Source organism: Sphingobacterium hotanense (genome assembly GCF_008274825.1).
Taxonomy (GTDB): Bacteria; Bacteroidota; Bacteroidia; order Sphingobacteriales; family Sphingobacteriaceae; genus Sphingobacterium; species Sphingobacterium hotanense.
The window spans coordinates 1,951,837-1,975,578 of the sequence record NZ_CP030848.1; the positions used below are offsets into that span (position 1 = coordinate 1,951,837).

The 23,742-nt window shown below is 41.3% G+C and carries 23 protein-coding genes; 14 read left to right on the forward strand and 9 right to left on the reverse strand.

Annotation, left to right across the window (positions count from 1 at the left end; all coding sequences use genetic code 11):
* Positions 1 to 10: 10 nt before the first annotated feature.
* From DSM08_RS08040 to bioA, 5 genes are read left to right on the forward strand one after another with little or no spacing between them, the layout of a single operon-like run.
* Entirely contained in the window at positions 11 to 646 is a 636-nt protein-coding gene (locus DSM08_RS08040; RefSeq protein WP_149525676.1) for a hypothetical protein, read from the forward strand.
* Positions 606 to 1,730 carry an aminotransferase class I/II-fold pyridoxal phosphate-dependent enzyme gene (locus DSM08_RS08045; protein WP_246172529.1) on the forward strand — a complete coding sequence of 375 codons (1,125 nt, stop codon included), beginning with the start codon at positions 606 to 608 and terminating at the stop codon, positions 1,728 to 1,730. Before DSM08_RS08040 ends, DSM08_RS08045 begins: the two co-directional genes overlap by 41 nt.
* Complete coding sequence (gene bioD, locus DSM08_RS08050) at positions 1,727 to 2,293, forward strand: dethiobiotin synthase (RefSeq protein ID WP_149525677.1); 567 nt, start codon at positions 1,727 to 1,729, stop codon at positions 2,291 to 2,293. Before DSM08_RS08045 ends, bioD begins: the two co-directional genes overlap by 4 nt.
* A gap of 36 nt (positions 2,294 to 2,329) precedes the next feature.
* Positions 2,330 to 3,325, forward strand: coding sequence for a biotin synthase BioB (gene bioB, locus DSM08_RS08055; protein WP_149525678.1), 996 nt, complete (start codon positions 2,330 to 2,332; stop codon positions 3,323 to 3,325).
* Positions 3,310 to 4,578: an adenosylmethionine--8-amino-7-oxononanoate transaminase gene (gene bioA / locus DSM08_RS08060; RefSeq protein WP_149525679.1), complete on the forward strand. Its 1,269-nt coding sequence runs from the start codon at positions 3,310 to 3,312 to the stop codon at positions 4,576 to 4,578. Before bioB ends, bioA begins: the two co-directional genes overlap by 16 nt.
* Here bioA and DSM08_RS08065 read toward each other — a convergent pair.
* The 3 genes from DSM08_RS08065 to DSM08_RS08075 all read right to left on the reverse strand — a co-directional run bounded on the left by DSM08_RS08065 (position 4,575) and on the right by DSM08_RS08075 (position 7,414).
* Positions 4,575 to 5,468, reverse strand: a complete 894-nt coding sequence (locus DSM08_RS08065; protein WP_149525680.1) for an SH3 domain-containing protein — start codon at positions 5,466 to 5,468, stop codon at positions 4,575 to 4,577. The genes bioA and DSM08_RS08065 overlap by 4 nt on opposite strands.
* A gap of 77 nt (positions 5,469 to 5,545) precedes the next feature.
* On the reverse strand, positions 5,546 to 6,346 hold the full coding sequence (locus DSM08_RS08070; RefSeq protein WP_149525681.1) for a class I SAM-dependent methyltransferase: 801 nt from the start codon (positions 6,344 to 6,346) through the stop codon (positions 5,546 to 5,548).
* 6 nt (positions 6,347 to 6,352) lie between these two features.
* Complete coding sequence (locus DSM08_RS08075) at positions 6,353 to 7,414, reverse strand: endonuclease/exonuclease/phosphatase family protein (protein ID WP_149525682.1); 1,062 nt, start codon at positions 7,412 to 7,414, stop codon at positions 6,353 to 6,355.
* 157 nt (positions 7,415 to 7,571) lie between these two features.
* Between DSM08_RS08075 and DSM08_RS08080 the strand changes: the two genes are divergently transcribed.
* Positions 7,572 to 7,910: a phosphoribosylpyrophosphate synthetase gene (locus tag DSM08_RS08080; RefSeq protein WP_149525683.1), complete on the forward strand. Its 339-nt coding sequence runs from the start codon at positions 7,572 to 7,574 to the stop codon at positions 7,908 to 7,910.
* A gap of 304 nt (positions 7,911 to 8,214) precedes the next feature.
* On the opposite strand, the gene DSM08_RS08085 is transcribed toward DSM08_RS08080, so the two are convergent.
* Positions 8,215 to 9,207: a transposase gene (locus DSM08_RS08085; protein ID WP_149525684.1), complete on the reverse strand. Its 993-nt coding sequence runs from the start codon at positions 9,205 to 9,207 to the stop codon at positions 8,215 to 8,217.
* Between the two features lie 591 nt (positions 9,208 to 9,798).
* A complete protein-coding gene (locus tag DSM08_RS08090; protein ID WP_149525685.1) occupies positions 9,799 to 10,434 on the reverse strand; it encodes a helix-turn-helix transcriptional regulator in 636 nt (211 codons plus the stop codon).
* 275 nt (positions 10,435 to 10,709) lie between these two features.
* Here DSM08_RS08090 and DSM08_RS08095 point away from each other — a divergent pair, with 275 nt between their 5' ends.
* The 6 genes from DSM08_RS08095 (at position 10,710) to DSM08_RS08120 (ending at position 18,553) form a co-directional block, all read left to right on the forward strand.
* The gene (locus tag DSM08_RS08095) at positions 10,710 to 10,961 is read left to right on the forward strand and encodes a hypothetical protein (protein ID WP_149525686.1); all 252 of its coding nucleotides are present in this window, start codon (positions 10,710 to 10,712) and stop codon (positions 10,959 to 10,961) included.
* Positions 10,962 to 11,189: 228 nt separating this feature from the next.
* Positions 11,190 to 14,345 carry a PVC-type heme-binding CxxCH protein gene (locus tag DSM08_RS08100; RefSeq protein WP_149525687.1) on the forward strand — a complete coding sequence of 1,052 codons (3,156 nt, stop codon included), beginning with the start codon at positions 11,190 to 11,192 and terminating at the stop codon, positions 14,343 to 14,345.
* 271 nt (positions 14,346 to 14,616) lie between these two features.
* Entirely contained in the window at positions 14,617 to 15,462 is an 846-nt protein-coding gene (locus DSM08_RS08105) for a sugar phosphate isomerase/epimerase family protein (protein ID WP_149525688.1), read from the forward strand.
* Positions 15,463 to 15,530: 68 nt separating this feature from the next.
* Positions 15,531 to 16,778 carry an MFS transporter gene (locus DSM08_RS08110; protein ID WP_149525689.1) on the forward strand — a complete coding sequence of 416 codons (1,248 nt, stop codon included), beginning with the start codon at positions 15,531 to 15,533 and terminating at the stop codon, positions 16,776 to 16,778.
* 53 nt (positions 16,779 to 16,831) lie between these two features.
* The gene (locus tag DSM08_RS08115; protein ID WP_223110883.1) at positions 16,832 to 17,872 is read left to right on the forward strand and encodes a ThuA domain-containing protein; all 1,041 of its coding nucleotides are present in this window, start codon (positions 16,832 to 16,834) and stop codon (positions 17,870 to 17,872) included.
* 162 nt (positions 17,873 to 18,034) lie between these two features.
* Positions 18,035 to 18,553, forward strand: coding sequence for a GNAT family N-acetyltransferase (locus DSM08_RS08120; RefSeq protein WP_149525691.1), 519 nt, complete (start codon positions 18,035 to 18,037; stop codon positions 18,551 to 18,553).
* A 189-nt stretch (positions 18,554 to 18,742) separates the two neighbouring features.
* On the opposite strand, the gene DSM08_RS08125 is transcribed toward DSM08_RS08120, so the two are convergent.
* From DSM08_RS08125 to DSM08_RS08135, 3 genes are all read right to left on the reverse strand, one after another.
* Entirely contained in the window at positions 18,743 to 19,495 is a 753-nt protein-coding gene (locus DSM08_RS08125; RefSeq protein WP_149525692.1) for a class I SAM-dependent methyltransferase, read from the reverse strand.
* 123 nt (positions 19,496 to 19,618) lie between these two features.
* Positions 19,619 to 20,116, reverse strand: coding sequence for a GNAT family N-acetyltransferase (locus tag DSM08_RS08130; RefSeq protein WP_149525693.1), 498 nt, complete (start codon positions 20,114 to 20,116; stop codon positions 19,619 to 19,621).
* The gene (locus DSM08_RS08135; RefSeq protein WP_223110884.1) at positions 20,113 to 20,706 is read right to left on the reverse strand and encodes a GNAT family N-acetyltransferase; all 594 of its coding nucleotides are present in this window, start codon (positions 20,704 to 20,706) and stop codon (positions 20,113 to 20,115) included. Before DSM08_RS08135 ends, DSM08_RS08130 begins: the two co-directional genes overlap by 4 nt.
* A 481-nt stretch (positions 20,707 to 21,187) precedes the next feature.
* On the opposite strand from DSM08_RS08135, the gene DSM08_RS08140 reads away from it, so the two are divergent.
* Positions 21,188 to 21,616: a hypothetical protein gene (locus DSM08_RS08140; RefSeq protein WP_149525694.1), complete on the forward strand. Its 429-nt coding sequence runs from the start codon at positions 21,188 to 21,190 to the stop codon at positions 21,614 to 21,616.
* A 151-nt stretch (positions 21,617 to 21,767) separates the two neighbouring features.
* On the opposite strand, the gene DSM08_RS08145 is transcribed toward DSM08_RS08140, so the two are convergent.
* A complete protein-coding gene (locus DSM08_RS08145) occupies positions 21,768 to 22,226 on the reverse strand; it encodes a hypothetical protein (RefSeq protein WP_149525695.1) in 459 nt (152 codons plus the stop codon).
* A gap of 333 nt (positions 22,227 to 22,559) precedes the next feature.
* Here DSM08_RS08145 and DSM08_RS08150 point away from each other — a divergent pair, with 333 nt between their 5' ends.
* Positions 22,560 to 23,723, forward strand: coding sequence for an acyl-CoA dehydrogenase family protein (locus DSM08_RS08150; protein ID WP_149525696.1), 1,164 nt, complete (start codon positions 22,560 to 22,562; stop codon positions 23,721 to 23,723).
* The last annotated feature ends 19 nt before the right edge of the window (positions 23,724 to 23,742 follow it).

The window sequence follows — 23,742 nt, forward strand, 5'->3', positions numbered from 1 at the left end:
ATAGAGAAATATGAAGACAATAATCAATCGTATCGTTAGTGATGATATTCTCCACGCGAAATGGCTCAATACTCTTTCTTTTATGGAAAATGCAGGGGCGCGTAAAATCTCCGCCTGTGAAAATCGTTTTATGACCAATCTGATGCAACTGAAACATGCAGCAGAGGAGCATCGACATGCATATTACCTTAAAAAGCAGCTTTCAAAACTTGATATTACAGGTTTTCAATATTATTCCCCGAATACATTATTAGCCGCGAGCCATACCTTACATTTTTTGCATGCGCTGGATATACAAGTATGTCGTTATTTGAAGAATCACTTCCAACTTGACTCGAATGCATTGAAATATGCAGCATATCTTTTTGTTACTTATGCTATTGAAGTCCGAGCGGATGAGCTCTATCCAATCTATCAGGAAGCATTAACCAAACACTTATCTAAAGTGATGGTCAAATCAATTATTCTTGAGGAAGAAGGGCATTTGGAAGAAATGGTTGCTTCCTTAAAGGAATTTGATGAGCGATGGGAAATGCACGCTACAGCGGTCTTAGCTTTAGAGAAGGAACTGTTTGAACATTGGTTTTCAGCAATTGCATTAGAGATTGAGAAGGCATATGGCCACATTGGCGAAGTGGCAAACTAATCTTAATGACCGCGCCTCGTTCGGTCTTTTAAGAAAGCTACCTATCGACAAGCAGATGATTGATTTCGCTTCCAACGATTACCTTGGTTTAGCGAGAAATGCAGTGTTTCAGCAATCCCTATTGGAATTAGCAATGAATGACCCTGCTTTAATGACCGGTAGCACTGGGTCTAGGCTCATAACTGGTAACTCTCTTCTACAAGAGAGGGTAGAAGCTTTTCTAGCTGAACGTTATGCTGTCGAAGCCGCATTGCTTTTCCCTTCAGGATATACCGCTAATTTATCACTACTAAGTGCATTACCTCAGCGCGGCGATACGCTGATTGTAGATGAGTTGATACATCGCTCTGTTCATGATGGTTGTTTGATGAATCAAGCCAATAAATGGAAGTTCCGCCATCAGGATTTAAATCATCTTGAAGAATTATTGAAGCGTGCAAAGGACCAGAGCTGGGTAGTTGTTGAATCGGTCTATTCGATGGATGGAGATATCGCGCGCTTAAAAGAGTTAGCTGAACTGGCGATGGCTTATGATGCTCATCTCATCGTGGATGAAGCACATGCTGTCGGAGTGTTTGGAGATGGCTTGGTTCAAGAGTATGGCTTGCAATCTCAAGTCTTTGCAACGGTTGTTACTTATGGAAAAGCTATGGGATTACATGGTGCCGCTATTTTAGGGTCGGAGACGTTGAAAAGCTACCTAATTAACTATGCATCCCCATTTATCTATAGTACTGCCATGCCAGATCTGATGGCTTTGAGCATACAAGCAGGCTATGAATTCTTAGATCGAAATACGCACTTAAGGCAGAAGCTTCAAGATCGCATCGCTTGCTTTGAATCAGAGATGTTTGATAAATATTCAAAATCATTACTAAATCCCATTCAGCCTGTTATTATAGCTGATCTGAATAAATTAAAGAACCTAAGTAAGGAGATTAAAGAGCATGGTTTCCATGTTTATGCGGTGCTTCCACCTACCGTGCCGGAAGGAACAGGGCGCTTTCGGATTTCAATTCATCAATATAACACTCAGGAGGAAATCAAACAACTTGTCCAGCTTATCAAATCAAATATTGAATGAAAAAACAAGTCTTTGTATCAGGAATAGGAACGGGAATAGGGAAGACGTTCTGCTCAGCCATGCTTGTCAAACTTTGGCAAGCCGATTATTGGAAGCCAATACAGTCTGGCGATTTAGACATGACAGACAGCATGACCATACGCTCGCTAGTAGATAATGATATCACAATATTCCCCGAACGCTATCGACTAAAGACAGCAGCCTCACCTCATGAGTCTGCTCAGATCGATGGAGTCGAAATTTCATTAAATGATTTCCAACTTCCATACAGCCAAAATAGTCTAGTTGTTGAAGGGGCAGGAGGGCTATATGTTCCTATTAATGAGGACGAATTCATAATCGACTTAATAGAACACTTGAAATTACCTGCGGTATTAGTGATTCAAGATTATTTAGGTTGTATTAATCACAGTGTACTTTCTATAAAAGCGTTGGAGTCCAAAAATATTACCGTAGACACCGTGGTTTTCAATGGTCCATTTTCTACTGCTACAGAACGAATTATCCGTAGGCACATCCCTGCCGAAGTAGCTTGCATCAATATACCTTGGTTCCATAAATAGAAAATCTTAAACAAGAACACAATACATCAATTCAGAATGAAACAAGAAAATGCATTACGTCATAATTGGACGAAAGAAGAGCTATTAGCTATTTACAACAAACCACTGATGGAGCTAGTCTATGAAGCCGCATCAGTTCATAGGCAATGGCATAATCCGCAAGAAATACAAATCTCAACCTTGCTATCTGTAAAAACTGGAGGCTGTCCCGAAGACTGCTCGTACTGCGGACAGGCGGCGCGCTATCATACGGACATCAAAGTACAAGCTTTACTGCCAACGGAGACCGTTCTAGCACATGCGAAAAAAGCAAAAGATAGCGGTTCCTCACGCTTTTGTATGGCTGCAGCATGGCGAGAAGTGCGCGACAACCGCGACTTCGATCGGATCATAGAGATGGTTAAAGGAGTAAATGAATTAGGACTAGAGGTATGCTGTACACTGGGTATGCTCAGTGAAAGTCAGGCTCAACGCTTGCAAGAAGCAGGACTATACGCTTATAACCATAACTTGGATACCTCAGAGGAATTTTACGATGAAATTATTTCTACGCGTAAGTTTGATAATCGAATTGAGACGATTAAGAATGTGCGGAAGGCCGGTATCACGGTTTGTTCGGGCGGTATCATCGGATTGGGCGAGAAGCCTGCGGATCGTATCTCTATGCTTCGGAGCCTCGCAAATATGGAAAAACACCCGGAATCAGTCCCTATCAATGCTTTAGCAAGAGTGGCTGGAACACCGTTAGAACATCTTCCAAAGATTGATATCTGGGAAATGGTTCGCATGATTGCCACTGCCCGCATGGTGTTGCCATCTTCTATGGTCCGTTTGAGTGCTGGAAGGATCGAGATGTCGGAAGTCGAGCAAGCATGGTGCTTTATGGCAGGAGCTAACTCCATTTTTACCGGCGAACGCCAAACGCTATTGGTAACTCCGAACCCTGGAGTAGACGTGGATATGGAAATGTTAAAAAATCTAGGACTGAAACCCATGCAGAAGGAGGTTAAGGAAACATGTTCAATGAGTTAATAACACGAGACCGTGCGGTTAATTGGCATCCCTATAGCCAAATGAAAACCAGCCAACATATTCCTATACTCTCCGGAAAAGGAACTCGTCTCTATGACGCCAATGGAAACAGCTATATAGACGCTGTTTCCTCCTGGTGGGTGACCTTACATGGTCATTCGCACTCATATATTGCTCAGAAGGTTTTCGAGCAGCTACAGCGTCTAGAACAGGTTATTTTTGCAGGCTTTACTCATGAGCCTGCTATCGAGCTATCAGAGCGTCTGCTGGCCTTGTTGCCCCCAAACCAACGAAAGATGTTTTACTCCGACAATGGTTCGACCGCTGTAGAAGTCGCACTCAAGATGTGCATTCAATATGCGTATCAACAAGGGAAAAAGAAGAGTAAAATACTTGCCTTTAAGAATGGTTATCATGGTGATACCTTTGGTGCTATGTCTGTCAGCGAGCGGGGTCTGTGGACTGCGCCTTTTCAGGATTTGCTCTTTGAGGTGATATTCATTGATGCTCCCCATTCATCCAACCTGGAGGAAGCTTTCAAAACAATTGATCTGCACGCTGAGGATTTCGCTTGTTTCATCTATGAGCCTTTGGTGCAAGGCGCCGGGGGGATGTTAATGCATCAAGCGGCTGATCTTTCTGCATTGATGTCTTACTGCAAATCCAAAGGAATTCTACTGATTCAGGACGAGGTATTCGTCGGATTCGGGCGAACAGGAACTTTATTTGCTGCCGACCAATTAACTGAAAGTCCAGATATTATGTGTTTTTCCAAAGGGTTAACCGGAGGTACTATGCCGATGGGAATCACAAGCTGTACCGAGGAGCTGTATGAAGCATTCTATTCGGACGAAAAGATGAAAGCTTTCTTTCATGGACATTCTTTTACAGCCAGTCCAATCGCCTGTGCCGCGTCATTGGCAAGTCTGGATTTACTTCTTCAACAAGATACGTTGGAAGCCATAAAACGTATTGTCCGTCTACATCAAGATTTTACGGCGGAGCTCCAAACATTTGATGTCGTTCAAAACGTTCGTCAATGTGGAACCATATTGGCGTTTGACTGGAATATAGGGGAGAACTCCTACTTCAACCATATACAGGAGCGACTATACAATGCCTTCCTCGCCGAGGGAGTCATTCTGCGACCTTTAGGAAATACGGTGTATATCGTGCCACCATACTGCATCTCGGAGCATGAAATGCTGGAGGTTTACCGAGCCATTAAGAAAGTCGCAAATAGCATGTTCTAAGGCATTAAATGGTATTTTTTACCATCCCAGCTATAGCGCTCTTCAGATTTCTTGATGTTAAACTCTAGCTCTTCCTTTGTATCGTCGATTACTTCTCCTTCTTCCATCTTTTTAATAATGAGTTGGTTTCCCTTTTTGTGTTTCTTTGGGAATTCCAACTCTTCGGAATAGTAATAGACTCCGGCATCCGATACCGACGAGATCTTAGGGAGGGCATTTAGGTCCATTCCATCCCAAGCAAACCCATAGGTTGTCGTCGGGATGCCACAAGCCTCTCCAGAAAAGGTCACGTTATAAATTAGTTTGCTGTCCTTAAGGTTTTCGCTGTCAATTAATTCCGAAGTCGTGTAAGATTGTTCGCCACGATAATTTGCAAAGCTACTTTTAGCAATTAGTTGTTGATTCTTATCAAATACTTTGGCCTCGACCCAATCGTAGTTTTCTTCGTTATTATGCCAAGCAATGCCATATAGGAAAGTGTTTCCGGTAGCAGGATCGACTTTTTTATCTAAACTGACTAATCCAACCCAAATATATCCGGTCTTCTGCTGATTGTTAACCTCGTACGCTATTTTATACCATGGCAGGTACATGCCGCGTAGCTGCATCGCATTGTAGCCGCCATTCTCCAAGAACCTGATTGGAGTACCCATAGGGATGGAATCGACCAACGCACTTTTCGTGGAGGGCATTTTACGAACATAGGCCATATTTGCAAAGATGGCTGCCTCTTTCTCCGTGTTGACATACCAAAGGTTGTAGTCGTCAGCTACCACAAACGCTGTGGGCACTTCTTCCTGTGCAAACGTGAATTGCGATTGAAAACACAGGAAGCTAATCAAGAATAGCGATGCTAGCAGGCGATAGGAAGGGATGTATTTTAAATTCATTTAATAACCTAATTGATATGTAAAGATAAATGATTTAAACTAGACAATATATCCCTGAATACCGTGGAATTTAACCTCTATGCCTTCGTTGCCGATAAGGCATACAGCATAGGGATTTTGTTGTCCAAGTGTTTGATTCGAAACTTTTTAGGTTCTACTTCCACCGTATGTCGGAAGCAATTGTAAGGCGAATAGTCATATTCCTGAAACGAGTCCAAGCGTAAGCCTTGACCGAGCAGTGCAGTCATCACTTCGCCAAGAGAATGGTTCCAGGAGATACTATTGTTGCTGATATCAGCTTCCCGATCAGCATATGTACCGTCGCTTATCTCTTCAACCGGACCGGCATTAAAATAATTATAGCCGACTTTTTGAAAATCATAGTCGAACATCCATACGACGGGATGAAATTCTACAAAAACTAGTCGCCCACCGGGTTTCAATACCCGTCGGATTACAGCGGCCCAAGCATCCAGGTCAGGAAGCCAACCAATCGTACCATAGCTGGTAAATACAATATCAAACTGTTCATTCAATTCATCGGGTGTACTGTACACATCCGTGCAGATGAACGTAGCGTCAACCTCGAGCTGCTCTGCTAATTGATTCGCGGCATCAATAGCCTTATCGGAAAGGTCTATACCTGTAACGGATGCACCCATTCGTGCTAAGGATAACGTGTCCTGCCCGAAATGACATTGCAGATGAAGTATTTTTTTACCCTTTACCTCACCAAACAACTCCAGTTCAATAGGGTTTAATGAACTGTTCCCGGCAAGGAAGCCTTCCATGTCATAAAAGTCAGAAGAAAGGTGGGTAGCCACTGCATCATTCCAAAGTGTTTTATTTATTTCCTTATAGTTTCCTTCGCTAGTCATCTTATTTTAGTCTGAGGTGTCTGCTGTCTTCTTCTCCTGTGCTACTTCCTTATCTTCCGCTGTAGCTTCCAACTGGTTATCTTCTTGCTGATCTTCGTTTTGCGGAGCATACTGAAGGTGAACAAATATAGGATAATGATCCGAATTAAAATTATCCAGTTTTCTTAGGGAGATAAGCTTGAAGTGAGCAGAGATAAAGGCGTGGTCAAGAGGAAATTGCATTAGTGGATGTTTCGCGTGGAATGTATTGTAGAATCCTCTCCCTCTTCGCGGATCCAGCAACTTGCTCATCTTCAAAAACAAATCTGTTGTATAGCTCCATGCCACGTCATTTAAATCACCTATTACAATCACCGGTAGCTCGCAATTCTTCGCCCGTTCGGCTACCAAAAGCAGTTCCTTATCGCGTTCAGTAGAGCGTGGATTTTCATTCGGCACAGGCGGAGTAGGGTGCACCGCATAAACCTGTACTAACTGCCCGCTCGGCAACTCTATTTTCGTGTGAATAGATGGTATTTCTTCTTCTACCAAATACTCAACCTTGCTGTCTTTCAGAGGATATTTTGAAAACATGAGCATGCCGTAGGTATTATCAATAGGAACCTTGATCTGGTGTGGGTAATCCTGATCCAGTACTTCGGTTTTCTTCGCCCATTGATGATCCGTTTCAAGAAGTAAAACTAAGTCTGCATTGTTACTTTTTACCACTTGAATGCATCCCTGATAGTTATCGTTGTCCTCGTAAACATTCGAAATCATCACGGCGAGGCTATTGTCTTCATCCGTTTCTTTTGTTCCTAAAACTTGTTTCTTCGCTAATGGAGTAAACGGTAAGATTTGGAACAGAAGGCATATAGCGGTAATCGCGATAGCGACCGCCATAAAGTTAAGCCAGATTCCAGCAGGGAAAGCAAAAAGAAAATACAGCAGCAACCAAAGAATGGCGAGTGCCAGTTTCTGAATTCGAGGGTACTCGAACACCCGAAAAGTCCAAAAGTCCTGTCGGATAAGAGGTAGAATAGAAAAAATAAGAGTTAAAGACCCTAAAATATATAGTGTAATTTCCATTTAATATATGTGTGTGCATTAAAGGTAGACAAATGTGATACCATTTAATCTACTTTTTTCTAATAATACGTCATTTTGCCGTCAATGGTTTTCGGATTTTCATAGGCTTACTTTAATATTTGGTATATTTAATACATACACTAAATTATAATCGAATATGGCCTTACAAAATAAAAGATCTTATGACACCCTGAGTGAAGCAGTAAATGATTTGCAAGCGATCGGATATACCGAAGACTTCCTAATCCGCGAGGATGGAGAATGTTTGTACTGTGCCCAGAATGCGATGGAATTATCACCCGAAGAATTCGTGATCGATGGCATATACCGATTCGAAGGAATGACCGACCCCGCCGATGAGAGTATTTTGTTTGCAATCTCTTCCCGAGATAACCTCATTAGAGGATTGGTTATCAATAGTTTTGGCGCGGACTTCAGCTATCGATCTTCAAAACTGGTAGAGGAACTATATAGAAGATCGAGAGAGGTGCGATAGGATAGTAGTTAGTATTTAGTAGTTAGTAATAAGATCTGGGAAGCCGATAAAGCGCCTTTCTTTTGATTGTTTGTTTCGAATTAGAATAGTGTTTGTTCTGAACCAGGAAAAAAAGGATACAAGGATTAGCAGGATCCTGTTCATCTTTTTATCCTTTTTTTCCTGGTTCAAGACAAACTACCCTTTTTTTCCTGGTTCAAAACAAATACCCGACACTATACCTGATCCTGCCAATCCTTTTATCCTTCCTTTCCTGGTATTCTAGGTTTTTGATATATGCAAATTTTCTTTAATATTTTTTCTATCACGCTGCATAATGATAATCTTCCCGATACATCTCTTGTCGTCCGATCAAGGAAAACATGATCAAAATCAGCTTGAATTTCACATTGTTCAAGACCAACGGGTAAGCTTTGGTTGTGAGCTTCCGTTGCGCATATTCTCGGAGCGTCTTGTCATGTGTAATGGCAATCTTTGCCGCTTGGTTCAACTCCTGCTTTATGGCCTTGTTGGCCATATGCGAGACTCGCTTTCGACCGCGAATACTGGTCCCGGAAGTGTGTTCAAATGGTATCACACCGGCATAGACAGCGTATTTTCGAGGATCTGTAAAGGCCTTGAAATTCTCCGTATAAACGATCGTCATCCAGGCATTGATAGGGCCTATCCCTTTAACGCTTTTGAGGATCTGATAGTTCCTGTTGAGCGATTCATCGCTTTCGATGAGCTGTAAGATTTCTCGTTCTACTCTGTAGATCTCTTTCTTATAAACATCTATCATTGTTTTACTGACCTTCAGGATCACCTTCCCTGCGTCTTTCCCGTACATCGCCTTGCGCTCAGAGCTGCTCGCTTTGTAACCGGCCATCGCTCTCACTAGACGTTTACGAAAGGAGATCAGCTGTTTAAGATCAAATATTGTAGAATTCAATTTACCGCTTGGTTCGAGCATATAAGCCTTTTCTTCCCCATACTGGGCAATCCTAAAGGAGTCTTGCTTATCGCTCTTGCCACGGACCATGCCCATCGACTTCTTGATCTCTAGACCAGATTTGCGTGTATACGAAAGACCTTTTGACTCGCAATACTGCAGGAATCTGTATTCATATCCACCAGTATATTCCATGATAAAGAAGACTTGGCTTGATACAAAACCTTTCCCTCGCATCCACTTTGCCAATTGCTTAAATCCCGAACTGTTGTTCTCGATCTTAATGAAATCATGGGTGCCCCAATGGCAGATGTCCAATGTCTTCTTTGAAACGTCGACACCTAAGGTAATACGATCTTTTTTCATGATCTAAACTTTTTAATGTAAATGATTGAAAAATTGCCCGTTACCTAGTACCTTTGAAGTACCTTTGATAATAAAACTATTCTAGTTTGGCCTTAGGCAATGAATAAGGTAGGCACAGATACCAGGAAAAGTCCTCAACGACTACTTCAAAATAATGTTCAACCTGCCTTATTCATCCTAACGCTTCCGTTAGGTAATACCTTATATCTGCTATTAAGTATTTATTCATCAATTACTCTCTGTTTAAACCAAAGGTTCAGACAAACTACCCTTTTTTCCTGTCCTAGCTAAAATCAAATACCCAACGCCATACCCGATCCTGACAATCCTTACATCCTTTTTTTCTTGGTTCAAAACAAACTACCCTTTTTTTCCTGGTTCAAACACAAAAGTCAACTAACTACCTTAACTCACTTCCCTTTCAAACCCAATGGAAACCCAATACAAACCCAAATCAGAACCCTTTTGAAAGGGCTAAGATTTGGGTTTGAATAAGGAGATAAAAGGACCTATCTCGAATCACTTAGCTACATTACTGCCACTAAGCAACCCGAAGTGCGCTTTTAACTAAAATAAAATAATGCTGGGGTTTTATTTTTCTTCGAGCTTCTCAATCTTATAGACGCAGCGGTTTTCATCGGCTAGGATGTGTTGCGTTCGTTCGACTTTGAATTGTTTGCCGAACAGTTTTTGGAAATTCTGGAGTTCAGCACGACAGAAGCGCTGGCAGGCGCGTGCAGCGGCACAGATAGGGCAGTGGTTTTCTATGAAATAATAATCGCTCGATTCTTTCGTCCATTCTGCGATGTAGCCTTCTTGAGATCGAATTTTGCTTAATCGCTCCAGCTTGTCTTCCAGGGACTTTGCTGATTTCAACTCATTCTCGTAGCGTTCGTAAGTTTGTTTTTCGCGGTCGCTGATCAAAAGTTCTAAAGCATTTTCGCCTAGAATGTTACGTACCGAATCTAGCAGTTGTACAGTTACATCGGCATGTGTATCGGGAAACTTTGCTAATCCGGCATCGGTCAATGAATAAAAGCTAAAAGGACGTCCTACGCCTACGCTTTTACATTCCTTTTTCACCAATCCATCTTCTTCCAACTTAAGTAGATGTTGTCGCGCGCCTTCTTTCGTCATCGCTAATTCCTTTGCTACTGTTGCGGCATCCAGTTCGCAGCGCATCTTCAGCAACATCAGCAACTGTTCCGAACTACTCTTCTTTTTCATTATCCAATGTTTTTCTTGGTTTAATCAAGTTTACAAAGATAACTATTCCACGTAGCTATACACTTTGTTAAAATAATATTAATGAAATATTTTAACAGGTAGCCTTTAGAACAGCTTTTTAAAGGGTTGCCTATTTACATTGTCTGTAAATCATGACAATAATAAAACAATTGATTACTTGTTTTAATAGAAAGCTTTTCTAAATTTGACTATCGATAAGGCGGTACGTATTCGCTTTGCGATAGTAATACATTAACAGCCCTACCAAATTTATTATGGAACACTACATATTAACATTCAGAGCACCTTTAAAGACCATGCTGGCCAGAGAAGAGCTTATTAAAACATTGGAGCTTACAATTCCACATATACAATTGCATTCTTTCGATTTGGATGATAAGCAATTTATTATGCGCATCAAATCGCTAGACCGAGTAGAGGATGCCATCCAAGCCAAATTGCTGGAGTTGGGGCATCGCGTCGCTTTCATTAGCTCAAACTCTATTTCTACAGCTTTAGGAGCATAGACTGCATTTTTTTCTAGTTCATATAAATGATTGTCTGAGGCGTTAGCCTATAGGCAATCATTTTTTTTTGGTTCTGATGGTGCTTTCTGTTTTTGTTTTTTTTAAAAAGTAAATAATCAGGATAGTACAGGATACCATTATCAAATGGGAAGTTTATATTTGGTTATCACCTGAATCTGTATAGCCTATTGGCTCAGGGCATAAACCTAATACATACTACTTATTTATATGAATCTGAGATTACCATTCCTTGTTTTTGTTGTGCTATTGCTGCTTTATGGCTGTTCTAAAAAGCCATCCATGGAGCCTGTCAAGATTCATAAGGGCTCTCGTGTTCTTCTTATTGGCAATAATTTGGGCTCGCGCATGATGGAGTATGGTGATTTTGATACAGAGCTGCATACGCGTTTCCCGGATAGTTTATTGTATATCCGCAACATCTGTAACCCCGGAAATACGGCGGGCTTCCGGCCTCACCCTTCGCGCAATTCACCTTGGGCATTTGACGGGGCAGAAGCCTTCAATCCAGAATACGATATCAATACAGGTAGCGAAGGCCACTTCCCCACAGAGGATGCCTGGCTGCAAATGTTAAAGCCAGACGTAATTATTGGTTTTTTCGGTTATAATGAGTCGTTTAAAGGTGCTGAGGGCCTGGACAACTTTAAGGGAGAAATCGCCGCATTTATCGAACATACCAAAAAACAAGATTACAATGGCGGGAAGGGGACAACACTGGTTTTAGTGTCTCCAATCGCTTTCGAGGATCTTTCGGATAAATATGATTTACCTAACGGCGAGGCAACGAATGCAAACATTAAAATGTATGCCGATGCGATGGCTGCCATTGCCAAAGAAAAGAATGTACCATTCTTAGACGTTTTTTCAGTAAGTAGAAACTGGTACAACAACACTTCCGAACCACTTACGATCGATGGTTCGCAGCTTTCTGCTGATGGATATGCCAAATTCGCTGATTACTTAGTAACAGGCATTTTTGGCAAAGGAGAGGGGCCTGCGTCTGCACATAAGGACAAAATTAAAGAAGCAGTCTTAGAGAAGGACTGGATCTGGCATCAGGACTTTAAAATACCAAATGGCGTGCATGCCTATGGACGTCGCTTCAATCCATTCGGTCCGGATAACTATCCATTTGAGATCAAGAAGCTACGCCAAATGGGGGAGATTCGCGATACAGCGATTTGGAAAGCAGCAAAGGGTGAATCGGTAGACCTAGCGGCTATGGACAGGAATACCTTAAAATTGCCAGAAGTGGCTACGAATTACGACGCTGGGGAGAAGGGAGAAGCGAAATACCTGTATGGCGAGGATGCTTTAGCAAAGTTCCATGTAGCGCCGGGCTATAAAATCGACTTATTTGCTTCGGAGAAAGAATTTCCCGACTTGGCTAATCCGGTTCAAATCTCATTCGATGCGAAAGGTAGGCTCTGGGTTGCAACGATGCCGAGCTATCCGCATTGGAAAGCCGGCGATGGCAAGCCTAATGACAAGATTATCATTCTAGAAGATACGAACGGTGATGGGAAAGCAGATAAACAAACGGTATTTGCCGATAAATTGCACCTTCCTATCGGTTTCGAATTTACAAAAGAGGGCGTATATGTCTCGCAAGGGAAAAATATGGTCCTGTTAAAGGATACAGACGGCGATGGTAAAGCTGATAAAAAGGAAGTTATCTTAAGTGGCTTTGACGATCATGATACCCATCATGCACACTCTGTGTACACGATGGATCCCTCAGGCGCTATCTACATGGCCGAGGGCGTATTCTTACATACGAATGTCGAGACTTCTTACGGACCTGTACGGGCAACCAATGGAGGATTCTTTCGATACTCACCCCAGAACAAACGCTTAGAGCGTGTTGCTCAAGTTTCCATTCCAAATCCTTGGGGAATTGCAACCGACGATTGGGGGCAGATGATCTATTCCGAGACCTCAGGTCCTGATGTGCGTTGGATGCTGCCAGGGAGTATGAAACCTCGATATGGCGAGGCTAATGATAAATCGTTCAGCTTGGTCGATACCCTGCATCGCGTTCGCCCAACCTCTGGCTTGGAGATCGTTTCTTCGCGTCATTTTCCGGATGAGGTGCAAGGAGATTACTTGATCAACAATACAATTGGTTTCTTGGGTGCCAAGCAACATAGCTTAGTGGATGATGGTACAGGTTTCAAGTCGCAACATCGTCAAGATCTATTTTGGTCGGACGATAAAAACTTCCGTCCGGTTGATTCAGAATTTGCGCCCGACGGCTCGTTATATGTGGTCGATTGGCATAATATATTGATTGGGCATATGCAGCATAATGCGCGGGACCCACTACGCGATCATGTGCATGGTCGTATTTATCGGGTTACTTACCCATCCAGACCTTTAGTAAAACCTGCCAAGGTAGATGGAGCTAGTATTGCTGAATTATTAGAAAACTTAAAATTACCTGAATATAGGACGAGATACAGAAGCCGCTCAGAATTACGTATGCGCGACGATGCAGCTGTAGTTAAGGAAACGCTCGCTTGGGTAAAGAAATTAGATAAAAAGGATCCGAAGTATCTTCATCATCTGACAGAAGCCATGTGGGTAACCTGGGGTGCGAATAAAATCGATGCGGGCTTGTTGGAAACGTTGTTAAATTCATCAGACTACCATGCGCGTGCGGCTGCGGTTCATGCTTTGCGATATAATACCGATAAGATTAAGAATTATAAAGAGCTATTTATGAAAGCGGCGAAGGATGAGAACGGAAGAGTAAAGCTGGAATTGATTGCTGCGGCATCATGGTTGAATCCGGCGACAGGATTGGAGCTCATGAATGCGATAGATACTACGACTTTGGACAAGTGGAATAAGCCTGCCTACAATACCTCATTTGCGCATTTGAATAATAAATCTGTTAAACCGAAGTCTGAAGGTGGAAGTCTACGGACAACTTTGAAGGGTAAGGATCTTGAACAGTTTAAACGAGGAGCAGTAATTTATGCAAAAGAAGGGTTCTGTATTACCTGTCATCAGCCAAACGGAAAAGGTTTGGAAGCCTCTGGTTTCCCGCCATTAAATGCAAGTGCGTGGGTAACAGGAAGTGAAGATCGCTTAATCAAGTTGACACTGCATGGCTTGCTTGGACCGATTGAGGTGAACGGCAAGAAATATCCAGGTCAGGTTCCGATGACCCCGTTTGGTGCTATGTTGAATGATCAGGAAGTAGCAGATGTATTAACTTATGTGCGAAATACTTTTGGAAATAAAGCAGGAGTTATTTCACCAGAGAAGGTAAAAGCAATTCGTGCTGCAGTGCAGGACAAAAAGGGTTTCTATTCTCCAGAGGAGTTATTGAAGTCCCATCCGTTAGAGAAAGATTAATTTGGGTTAGAATAATTTGATGGAATAGGGAGAGTGTTTTTATATAGGCTTTAACACGTCTCCCTTGAACATCATGAAAGTGTTGGAAATCATCATCGTTTAATTTTAACAGCGAGTATTAAGCTATTTAGTTTCATATATTATAACCAAGACAGTTTCTCCCAACCTCCCCATAATGGGGAGGAATAACTGTCGACTTGAGTGAAAAGACAAATCAACAATGAGTTGCGAGCTTTTTTCTCAAGAATTTTTAAACCGATAAATCGAAGGAATGAATAAAATTGGATTTAACTTATTGCCATGGTCTGCAGGTGTATCGTCCTCAGTTTTTCCGTTGTTGGATCGATTAAAAGAGATTGGCTACGATGGAATTGAGGCCTTGATTGGGTCGCCCGACGAGGCGGAATATAAAGCGTTGGCGAATCATGCAGCGGGTTTAGGCTTAGAGATTACAGGAGTATTTGTTTTAGGTGCCGATGACAATCCGATTTCTCCCGACGCTAGCGTGAGACAACGTGGGGTCGATAAGATAAAATGGGCGATTGATCGCGCCCATGATTTACAGGCTAAAATAATTTGCGGACCCTTTCATTCTGCTCATGGATCATTCTCCAGGGCAGCGCCGACAGAGCAGGAATATCAGTGGAGTGCTGAGGTACTTCGACAAGTCGGCGATCATGCGAGGCAGGCGGATATTGTTTTAACGTTGGAAGCGGTGAATCGTTTTGAGACCTATTTGGCGAATACGATGGATCAGCTAGCGACCTTGGTTGAATTAACCGCGCATCCCCAGGTGAAAGCAATGTATGATACGCATCATGCAAATATAGAAGAGAAGAGTATCGCCGGGCCGATTACGCGTATTAGCCCGCATTTGGCACATGTGCATATCAGTGAGAATGATAGAGGAACGCCAGGTAGAGGCTTGGTACGATGGGAAGAAGTGTTCAAAGCTTTAAAAGAGGCGAAATATGAAGGATGGTACACAATTGAGTCTTTCTCGCGTGCCGACCCTGATTTTGCGAATGCAATTAATGTTTGGCGCGAATATTCTGATCCATGGGAAATTGCGGAAGAGGGGTATAGTTTTATCAGGAAGGTGCTCGACAAAGCATAAAGATTAAGCGGGCAAAGGACGATTTGTTTCTGCTCGTTGTCCATTATAAACTAACATAAACCGATATTATGAGCAAGCAAGTTAACAGTAGTGCATTGTTTTTAGGGAGCTGTTTAGCCCTGATTACAACGGGCCTAACCTTTTCGATCCGCGCAGGAATTCTTCCTCAACTTGGCAAGAGTTTCGATCTTAGTGCTGAGCAGTTGGGCTTCATCAATTCCATGTGGTTTTTAGGATTTCCTATTTCCATGATTCTCGGGGGATTGTTCTATTATAAGGTGGGGCCTGCAAACATTATGCGTATTGCATTTATTTCGCATACGGTGGGGATTATCCTAACGATCTTTGCTACAGGCTATACATCCTTACTGGTTTCCACGCTGTTTATTGGCTTCGGAAACGGGTGTACAGAAGCCGCTTGTAATCCTTTGATTGCCGACTTATACTCTGGCAAGAAGATGGATAAGATGTTAAACAGATTTCATATGTGGTTTCCGGGGGGAATCGTACTTGGGAGCTTAATTTCGAAGTTCATGACAGACTTCGGTGCTTCCTGGCAAACGCAAATGTGGGTCATCATGGTTCCTACGATACTTTATGCAATCATCTTCTGGGGCAAGGCATTTCCAGAGCCTAAACAAGAAGCTGCGGCATCAATTTCCAATAATTTCAAAGCGATGTTCTCTCCAATTTTCATATTCCTATTCTGTTGTATGGCATTGACAGCCATCTCAGAATTCGGGCCTCAACAATGGGTGGGAATCATTATGGCAGATAGCGGAGCGAGTCCAATGTTAATTCTGGCTTTGGTAACAGGAGTGATGGCGGTAGGACGATTCTTCGCAGGATCGGTAATCAAAGTATTGGGGCAGACGGGTGTGCTGTTGTTTTCGGCAATATTCGCAACGATTGGCGTCTATCTGTTCTCCGTTGTTACGGGTGGGATGGCTTATGTGGCGGCGATTTTCTTTGCGATTGGCGTTTGCTATTTCTGGCCGACCATGATTGCGACTACCGCGCAGCGTGTTCCATTGAGTGGTGCGCTAGGGATGTCGATCATCGGAGGAGTAGGCATGTTTTCGACCTCGATTTTTCAGCCAATCATAGGACGTTGGATCGATAAATCAAAAGAAGCAGTCGTTGCTTCAGGACAGGCTGTAGGCAACATTGATTTGGCGGTAGGTCAAGCTACGTTAGCCAAGCTGGCTATATTTCCGGGCATACTGATTGTGTTATTTATACTGTTCTATTTCTGGCAAAAGAGAACTTACAAACCCGATACATATGCGGAAGAATCTGCGGTTGAAACAGCATAGCAGCAAAAGATTAAAGTATTGGAGGAAGATTGTAAACGATTGATATGATTATAATGAGCAAGTACAAACATATAGCAGATTTTCGTACCGCCAAGTTAGCGACACTATTCTTGTTGTTCTTAATAGCCGTTACGAATGCTGCTTGTGCGCAACAAAAGGAATGGTTGCACTTCAAACCGGACGCTGCAAAAGCAAAAGGGAAAAAAGTAGTATTGGTTTCCGGCGATGAAGAATATCGATCGGAAGAAAGTATGCCGATGCTTGCAAAGATATTGACTAGCCATCATGGTTTTGAAACTGTTGTCTTGTTTGCCATTGACCCCAATTCAAAGCAGATCAATCCGGAATATCAGAAGAATATACCCGGTCTTTCCAACTTAAAAGATGCGGATTTGATGGTAATAGCGACTCGGTTCCGCGAATTGCCCGATGATCAGATGAAACATATTGATGATTATTTGAAATCGGGGAAACCCGTTATCGGCTTACGCACGGCAACACATGCTTTTAATTTTGCTAAAGAATCAAAAAGCCCTTATAAGCACTATGCTTATAATGAGCAGAGCAAAGCTTGGAAAGGTGGGTTCGGCGGATTGGTATTGGGGGAGACATGGGTCAATCATCATGGAGTTCACGGCAAAGAGGGAAGTCGTGGACTGATTAACGGTTTAGAGGTTGAAGCAAAGAATCCAATATTAATGGGCGTAAAAGATATTTGGGTACCATCCGATGTGTATGGAATACGTAATAACTTAAAGGGCGCACGGATTCTTGTCTTCGGACAGCCTACTTCGGGCATGACTGCCGAGAGTCCGGTCAATTGGCAGAAAACTATTATGCCGGTTGCTTGGACAAAAGATTATCAAATACCCGGAGGGAAGAAAGGTCAAGTTTTCACAACAACCATGGGCTCTTCAATCGACTTAAAAAGTGCAGACTTAAGGCGCTTGATTGTCAATGCGACCTATTCCTTACTCGGTTTATCGAGTGCTATTAAAGAAGATTTAAATATCGATCCTGTCGGAAATTTCGAAGCACGTATGTTCGGGTTTGGAACATACGAGAAAGGTAAATATCCGAAGGATTATCAATAAGGATTTTATTCGTTTTTATTAATTCAATTGGTTCCGTAGGGTTTGGTTAACCCTACAAGGTAAATCCTCGATGTGAATCGGGGATTTTTCTGTTTTAGAGATTTTGTTTGTTTATTTTTGTTTTATCAGGCATGAAGCATTCATTATAAATCAGCACATCATATGACGGAGATAAGAAGATTAAGACGAGCGCAGGAAGAAGACAAAGATTTTATTTGGGGAATTCTACAGCAGGCAATTGCGAAGCGGAGAGAGGAAGGGAGCGAGCAGTGGCAGGACGGCTATCCTAATCCGGATGTGGTTGCTAATGATATTGAAAAGAAATATGCATATGTCTGTGTGGATGAACATGATGATATACTAGGCTATGTTGCACTTATCTTCGATAAAGAACCCGCTTATGAACAAATTGAAGGTCATTGGCTATCGGATAGTGCCTATGCTGGGATACATCGATTAGCCGTGAATCAAGAGCCGTATGTCAAGGGGATTGCTACTTGGATTATGCAGGCGGTCGAACCAATATGTAAAGATTTGGGCTATTACAGTATAAGAGTGGATACTAATTTTGATAATGCCGGAATGTTGAGGGTATTTGAGAAGTTAGGCTATGTGTATTGTGGGGAGGTCTACTTTAGAGGTGCGGCGCGCAGAGCATTCGAGAAAGTATTAGCGCGTTGAAAAGACTTTCATCTTTCTATGGAAAGACAAAGTTTCTAATGGTGTTTGAAAGCAAATTTCATATAAAAAAAGGAGATGTCCGTTCAGACATCTCCTTTTTTTATGGAAATACTACAGCTTATCACTAGCCCACTTAGGCTATAAACAGAGTCGTTTAAAAATAGTTTTAATCTATAAGACCTCGCATAATTAAACTGCCAGCTTACCTACGCGAATTGCGATCTTCCAGGATACGTTTTTTATCTCATTAGGGTCTTTCCAATAAGCGCTAAGCTGTTGTTTGAGATAGTCTAAAGGATCAATCTGTTCTTGATCGATAAACTTTTGCGTTGCAGACCAGGAGCGTAGATGGCCTAACAGATCATCTAATCTGAAGCGCTTGCGGATATAGAACTCTGGAGGTTCAATCTCTCGAAATGGAAAGGGGATAGTGGTATAGCCCTGCGCGATTAATTTATTCTGCGGTTGCCAGAACGGGCCTACAGTTTTATCATGGAAGTCCTGTGTAATTTTATCGATCTCTTTATTTACCTGCGGGATTCCATAGGCCCAAACTGCAATAATACCGTCTTTCTTTAGGACGCGTTTGGCCGACTCATAGAATTTTTCAATTTCGAACCAATGTATTGCCTGCGCTACTGTAATCAGGTCGACAGTTCTGCTGGCCAATGAAGGCTCTTCGGCTTTTTCTACTCGGTAAACAACTTGATCGTGCGAGAAAGCGTTCTGGATTTGCGCTTCACTAGGATCGGAAGCAAATACTTTTTTATAGAATTCTGCTAGATGTATTGCAGACTGTCCGTTTCCGGTGCCACAGTCCCAAGCAAGCTCATGTTGTGGGGTTAAGCTTTGTAAATAATCAAATAGCTCATGTGGGTAGGAGGGACGAAATTGGACGTATATTGACGCCTGTTTTGAGAAATTATCATTGAAAGCAGCCATATGATTGATGATTAAATCTACAAAAGATACTTTCTTAAAGTTACAAAATTAATTAGCAGTAATACCCATATTTGAATAAATTTAATGTGTATTTCATTTGTTATTTATCTGTTAATTAGTTTGTTAACTATTATCGGGAGTCATTCGCATGCGAATAGAACGCCATCTTTCATTAGCATATCTTGTGATGCGGTCGCCATCGGGCAATTGGCGAAAGCCTAATTTTTTATAGCAATTGATGGCTGGAAGATTCCAATCATAGACATTTAATTCAATATTCTCCACTCGCACGTCTTGCTTTGCGAAAGCTATCAATTCGTTCATTAAAGCTGTACCAAACCCTTTTCCACGCCTTTGTGGATTACCTATAAGCACTCTGCAGATTAATACGGTATGCACCTCGATACAATAGACTTCAGCATGCCCAATCACTTCGAAGTTATTCTCGTCGATTACTTTAAATATATTTCTTTTGTCTTCGGCACAGTATTTCTTAAGCTGCTCATGGTTCAATGGAAAACGAAATTTACTGCCGGCAAATTGTATCAGTAGCTTTTCGTCGCTGATCCAGGATATAAGACGGTCAAAATCTTCTTCGTTGAAGGGCAGGAGCGTGATCATCTTTTGTTAGCTCGATTGACCCAAGACTCTTTTGTCAGTATGTACCAGGTTGTTGATGATCCGTCTAAATCGAAAAGCCCATGATAAACAAATCCAAGCTTCTCCAATACATGCCTTGAACCTGAGTTTTCAGGATCTGTAATTGCATAAATTACGTCAGTTGGTAAATTCGCAAATGCATAGTCTAGAATAGCAGAGGCTGTCTCTGTCGCATAACCTTTACCCCAATGCTTTTGCGTAAAGCGATAACCTAACTCATAGAAGTCGGAAACATTATTCCACGGTCCTTCTATAAATTTGATTCCACACCAGCCTAAAAATTCATTGCTATTCCGGTCGACAACTGCAAGTCGTCCGGTCCCATATTTTTTATATTGTGATTGGATGAAACGAATTCCTTCCTCGGCTTCTTCCAGACTATTAATCGGTTGTTTGAAAATATATTTGTGCACCTCTGGATCTGAATCCATTTCATAGAATCCTTCACGATCGATTTCCGATAATTTGCGCATCAAGGTACGCTGTGTAGTTATCATTACATCTTCCATAATCAAATATACATGATCTCGATCGTTAATTAGGGTTGCCATTCTGTAGAATAAAATCGACAAAAATAGCAGCTGCAATGATATTAAAGAATTGACAGGTACACTTTAAGTTTTTTGGATTAGAATTTGCTTATAGAGACGCATTACAATCATAAATATTACTACTTAGGGAAAACATAATTTTTGCCACTTAATTAAGGTTAAGTGGCAATTTTTATATCGATATGTGTTAAAATAATATTAAATTATTAATAAATAAATATATTTAAACTTAATTTTAATTATTGTTAACGTATATTTGTGCAGGTTTTTACCTCGGGTCATAAGTAAAGTATTAATAATTGTTTCCACACATGTCGTGAAAGGATGCGCTGTTCCCAGTCATTGAAACATCCCCACAATTGCTAAACTCTTTTCGATTTTGCCCTTCCATTATGTTTTAACGTATGTATCACAGGTTGTATGGACGAGGTACTCACATTTGTTCGACTATTAATAAAAAAAAACAAATCAAACAGAATATATGGAAAATTCAAACACAGCTTTCTTGGAAGAGGACTTAAATGATCGTGTCAAGGCCTTACTATCCAATTGTTGCTCAGGCTATGCTAATCTGGAATCTTTGTGTCCTGAAAGGCAGACAGCTTTGGTAAAACTATTCGATCAAATTCAGTATAAGGACATTCTTGATCAGGCTCTTTGGAGTATAGGTGGCGGATTAGCACATTATAATTTAAGTCTGAATGAGATTAAGTTATCCTTATTGGAGATTCTCTCTACACGCTCTGATGATAAAGAACGCTTGATCTTGAAGGAGCTTTTTCTGTTCCTAAATATCTTGGATGAAAAAAGTTTCTACCAAATCAATGGAATCCGTCAGTTAATGAATTGCCCTGAAGAGGTATTTGATTTTAAAATCGAAGAAATTAAAGGTCTTTATTTTAATAATTAATGCTGCTTCTGTGTGTTATGAACTGAAGATATTCGTAAGTTGTGAAAAGACAAAAACAAAAAGGGGCGTTTCGCCCCTTTTTGTTTTTATAAGAATGAATGTTTTTGAATTTAGATTTACCTATTGTCTAGTTGCTAGGCTCGTTCCTATATTATTTTTTCAACGCAGCGCTCGCAACATATTTAGCCGCACCAGCTTTGATATTGACCGATAGCTGCGAGGTTCCTTTCTCTTTATTGATGATGAACATCAGAATTCCTTCATCCCCAACTTTATTGTTGGCGACATATTGCAGGTCGCCATTTTCATTATTGCCGATGAGTTTAAATTCATAGCCTTTTAAGGCAGGCACTAATGCATGGTTCCAAGTAATGTCATAAGTGTTTTCCGTTATTTTTTTAACGGTCGGCGCGATGGCATTATTATTTAACAGCTCAAAACCGCTCTCAAGATTCAGAAATGCAAGGGGATTGAGAATAGCATAGGTGCCTTCGAGCTTGACTTTGGCCAAGGTTTCTTCATCTTGATTATGTGAAGACTCTAACTTCTCACAAGATTGAAAAAAACAAAAAGCAACAATAAGTAATAATAATTGTAAAGGTTTTATCATAAGCAGTATTAATTGTCGGTAAATGTAATGAATTTCTTTGCACAAATTTGAAGCCAGTTCTTAGTGTTGTCGTAAGAGAAATTGTGGTTCATTGTGAAAGTTTTAATATGATTTGCTATTTATTGTGAATGTGATATTTTGTTCGTTCAATGATATGAATATTTTATTAAATTATCATTATTTATATTTTACCCGCTTGGTTATTCTCATCAATTTCAATTAAATTAGTACGGTTTCAGCTACATTCCAGCCCACTTTTCCTATCAAATAAGAGTGTGGCAATTATAAACTAAATACATATAAGCTGAATCTTTTTAACCATTATAGATAACTATGCACGCAACAGAATTAACTGCTGAACATCAAATCTTCCGTGAAAGCCTAAGACATTTTATTCAAAAAGAAATCATCCCCCACATCGATCAATGGGAGAAAGAAGGCCAGATCGATAAAAACATTTGGAAAAAAATGGGGGAGATGGGCTATATGGGCCTAAACTATCCTGAAAACCTTAATGGGTTAGACTTAGATTTCTATTATTCTCTTATTTTTTGTGAAGAATTATCTTACTGTTATTCTGGAGGCTTTACTATTTCCGCCTTGGTCATCCAATATATGTCGGCGCCCTATTTATTAAAATACGGTTCGGACTATTTAAAAGAAAAATATCTAGCACCAGTCATCTTAGGCGATATGGTAAGCGCTGTAGCTATAACTGAGCCCGGCGCCGGTTCTGATGTGCAAGGCATTCAGACTACAGCTGTCCTGCAGGGAGATCACTACATCGTGAATGGTTCGAAGACTTTCATCACCAATGGCTATTATGGTGATTTCTTTATTACCGCCGTAAAAACAGACCCTAATGCGCGCAGCAAAGGTATCAGTTTGTTAGTTATCGACCGAAAAGCGGAAGGTGTTACAGCGAATAAGATCGATAAGATGGGCTGGCATGCCTCTGATACGGCGGAACTTGGCTTTAATCAGGTGCGGGTACCGAAAGAAAATCTATTGGGCGTGGAAGGCGACGGCTTTAAATATCTAATGGGCGGTCTGCAGCTGGAGCGATTAACGGCAGCAATTCATAGTTTAACGACGGCGCAGTCTGCAATTGACTACACCTTGGAGTATATCGAGCAACGATCTGCGTTCAAAAAACCATTGAAGGACTTTCAAGTCATTCGTCATCGGATGGCCCAATTGATTGCCGATGTGGAAATTAATAAAGCTTATGTCTATCATTGCTGCGACCTTCAAAATGAGGGTAAATATGCGGTAAAGGAGTGCTCCATTGCTAAACTACAAACAAGTGAGTTAGCTATAAAAGTTGTTGATGAGTGCTTACAATTTTTTGGAGGCTATGGTTTTACAGAAGATTATAAAATTGCCCGTTTATATCGGGATGTGAGGGTTGGAACTATTATTGGAGGTACTTCGGAGATCATGCGCGAGATTATCGCGAAGACATCGATTGATCAGGTGCAGTATCAGAATAAATAAGGACCTCAGCCAAATATCA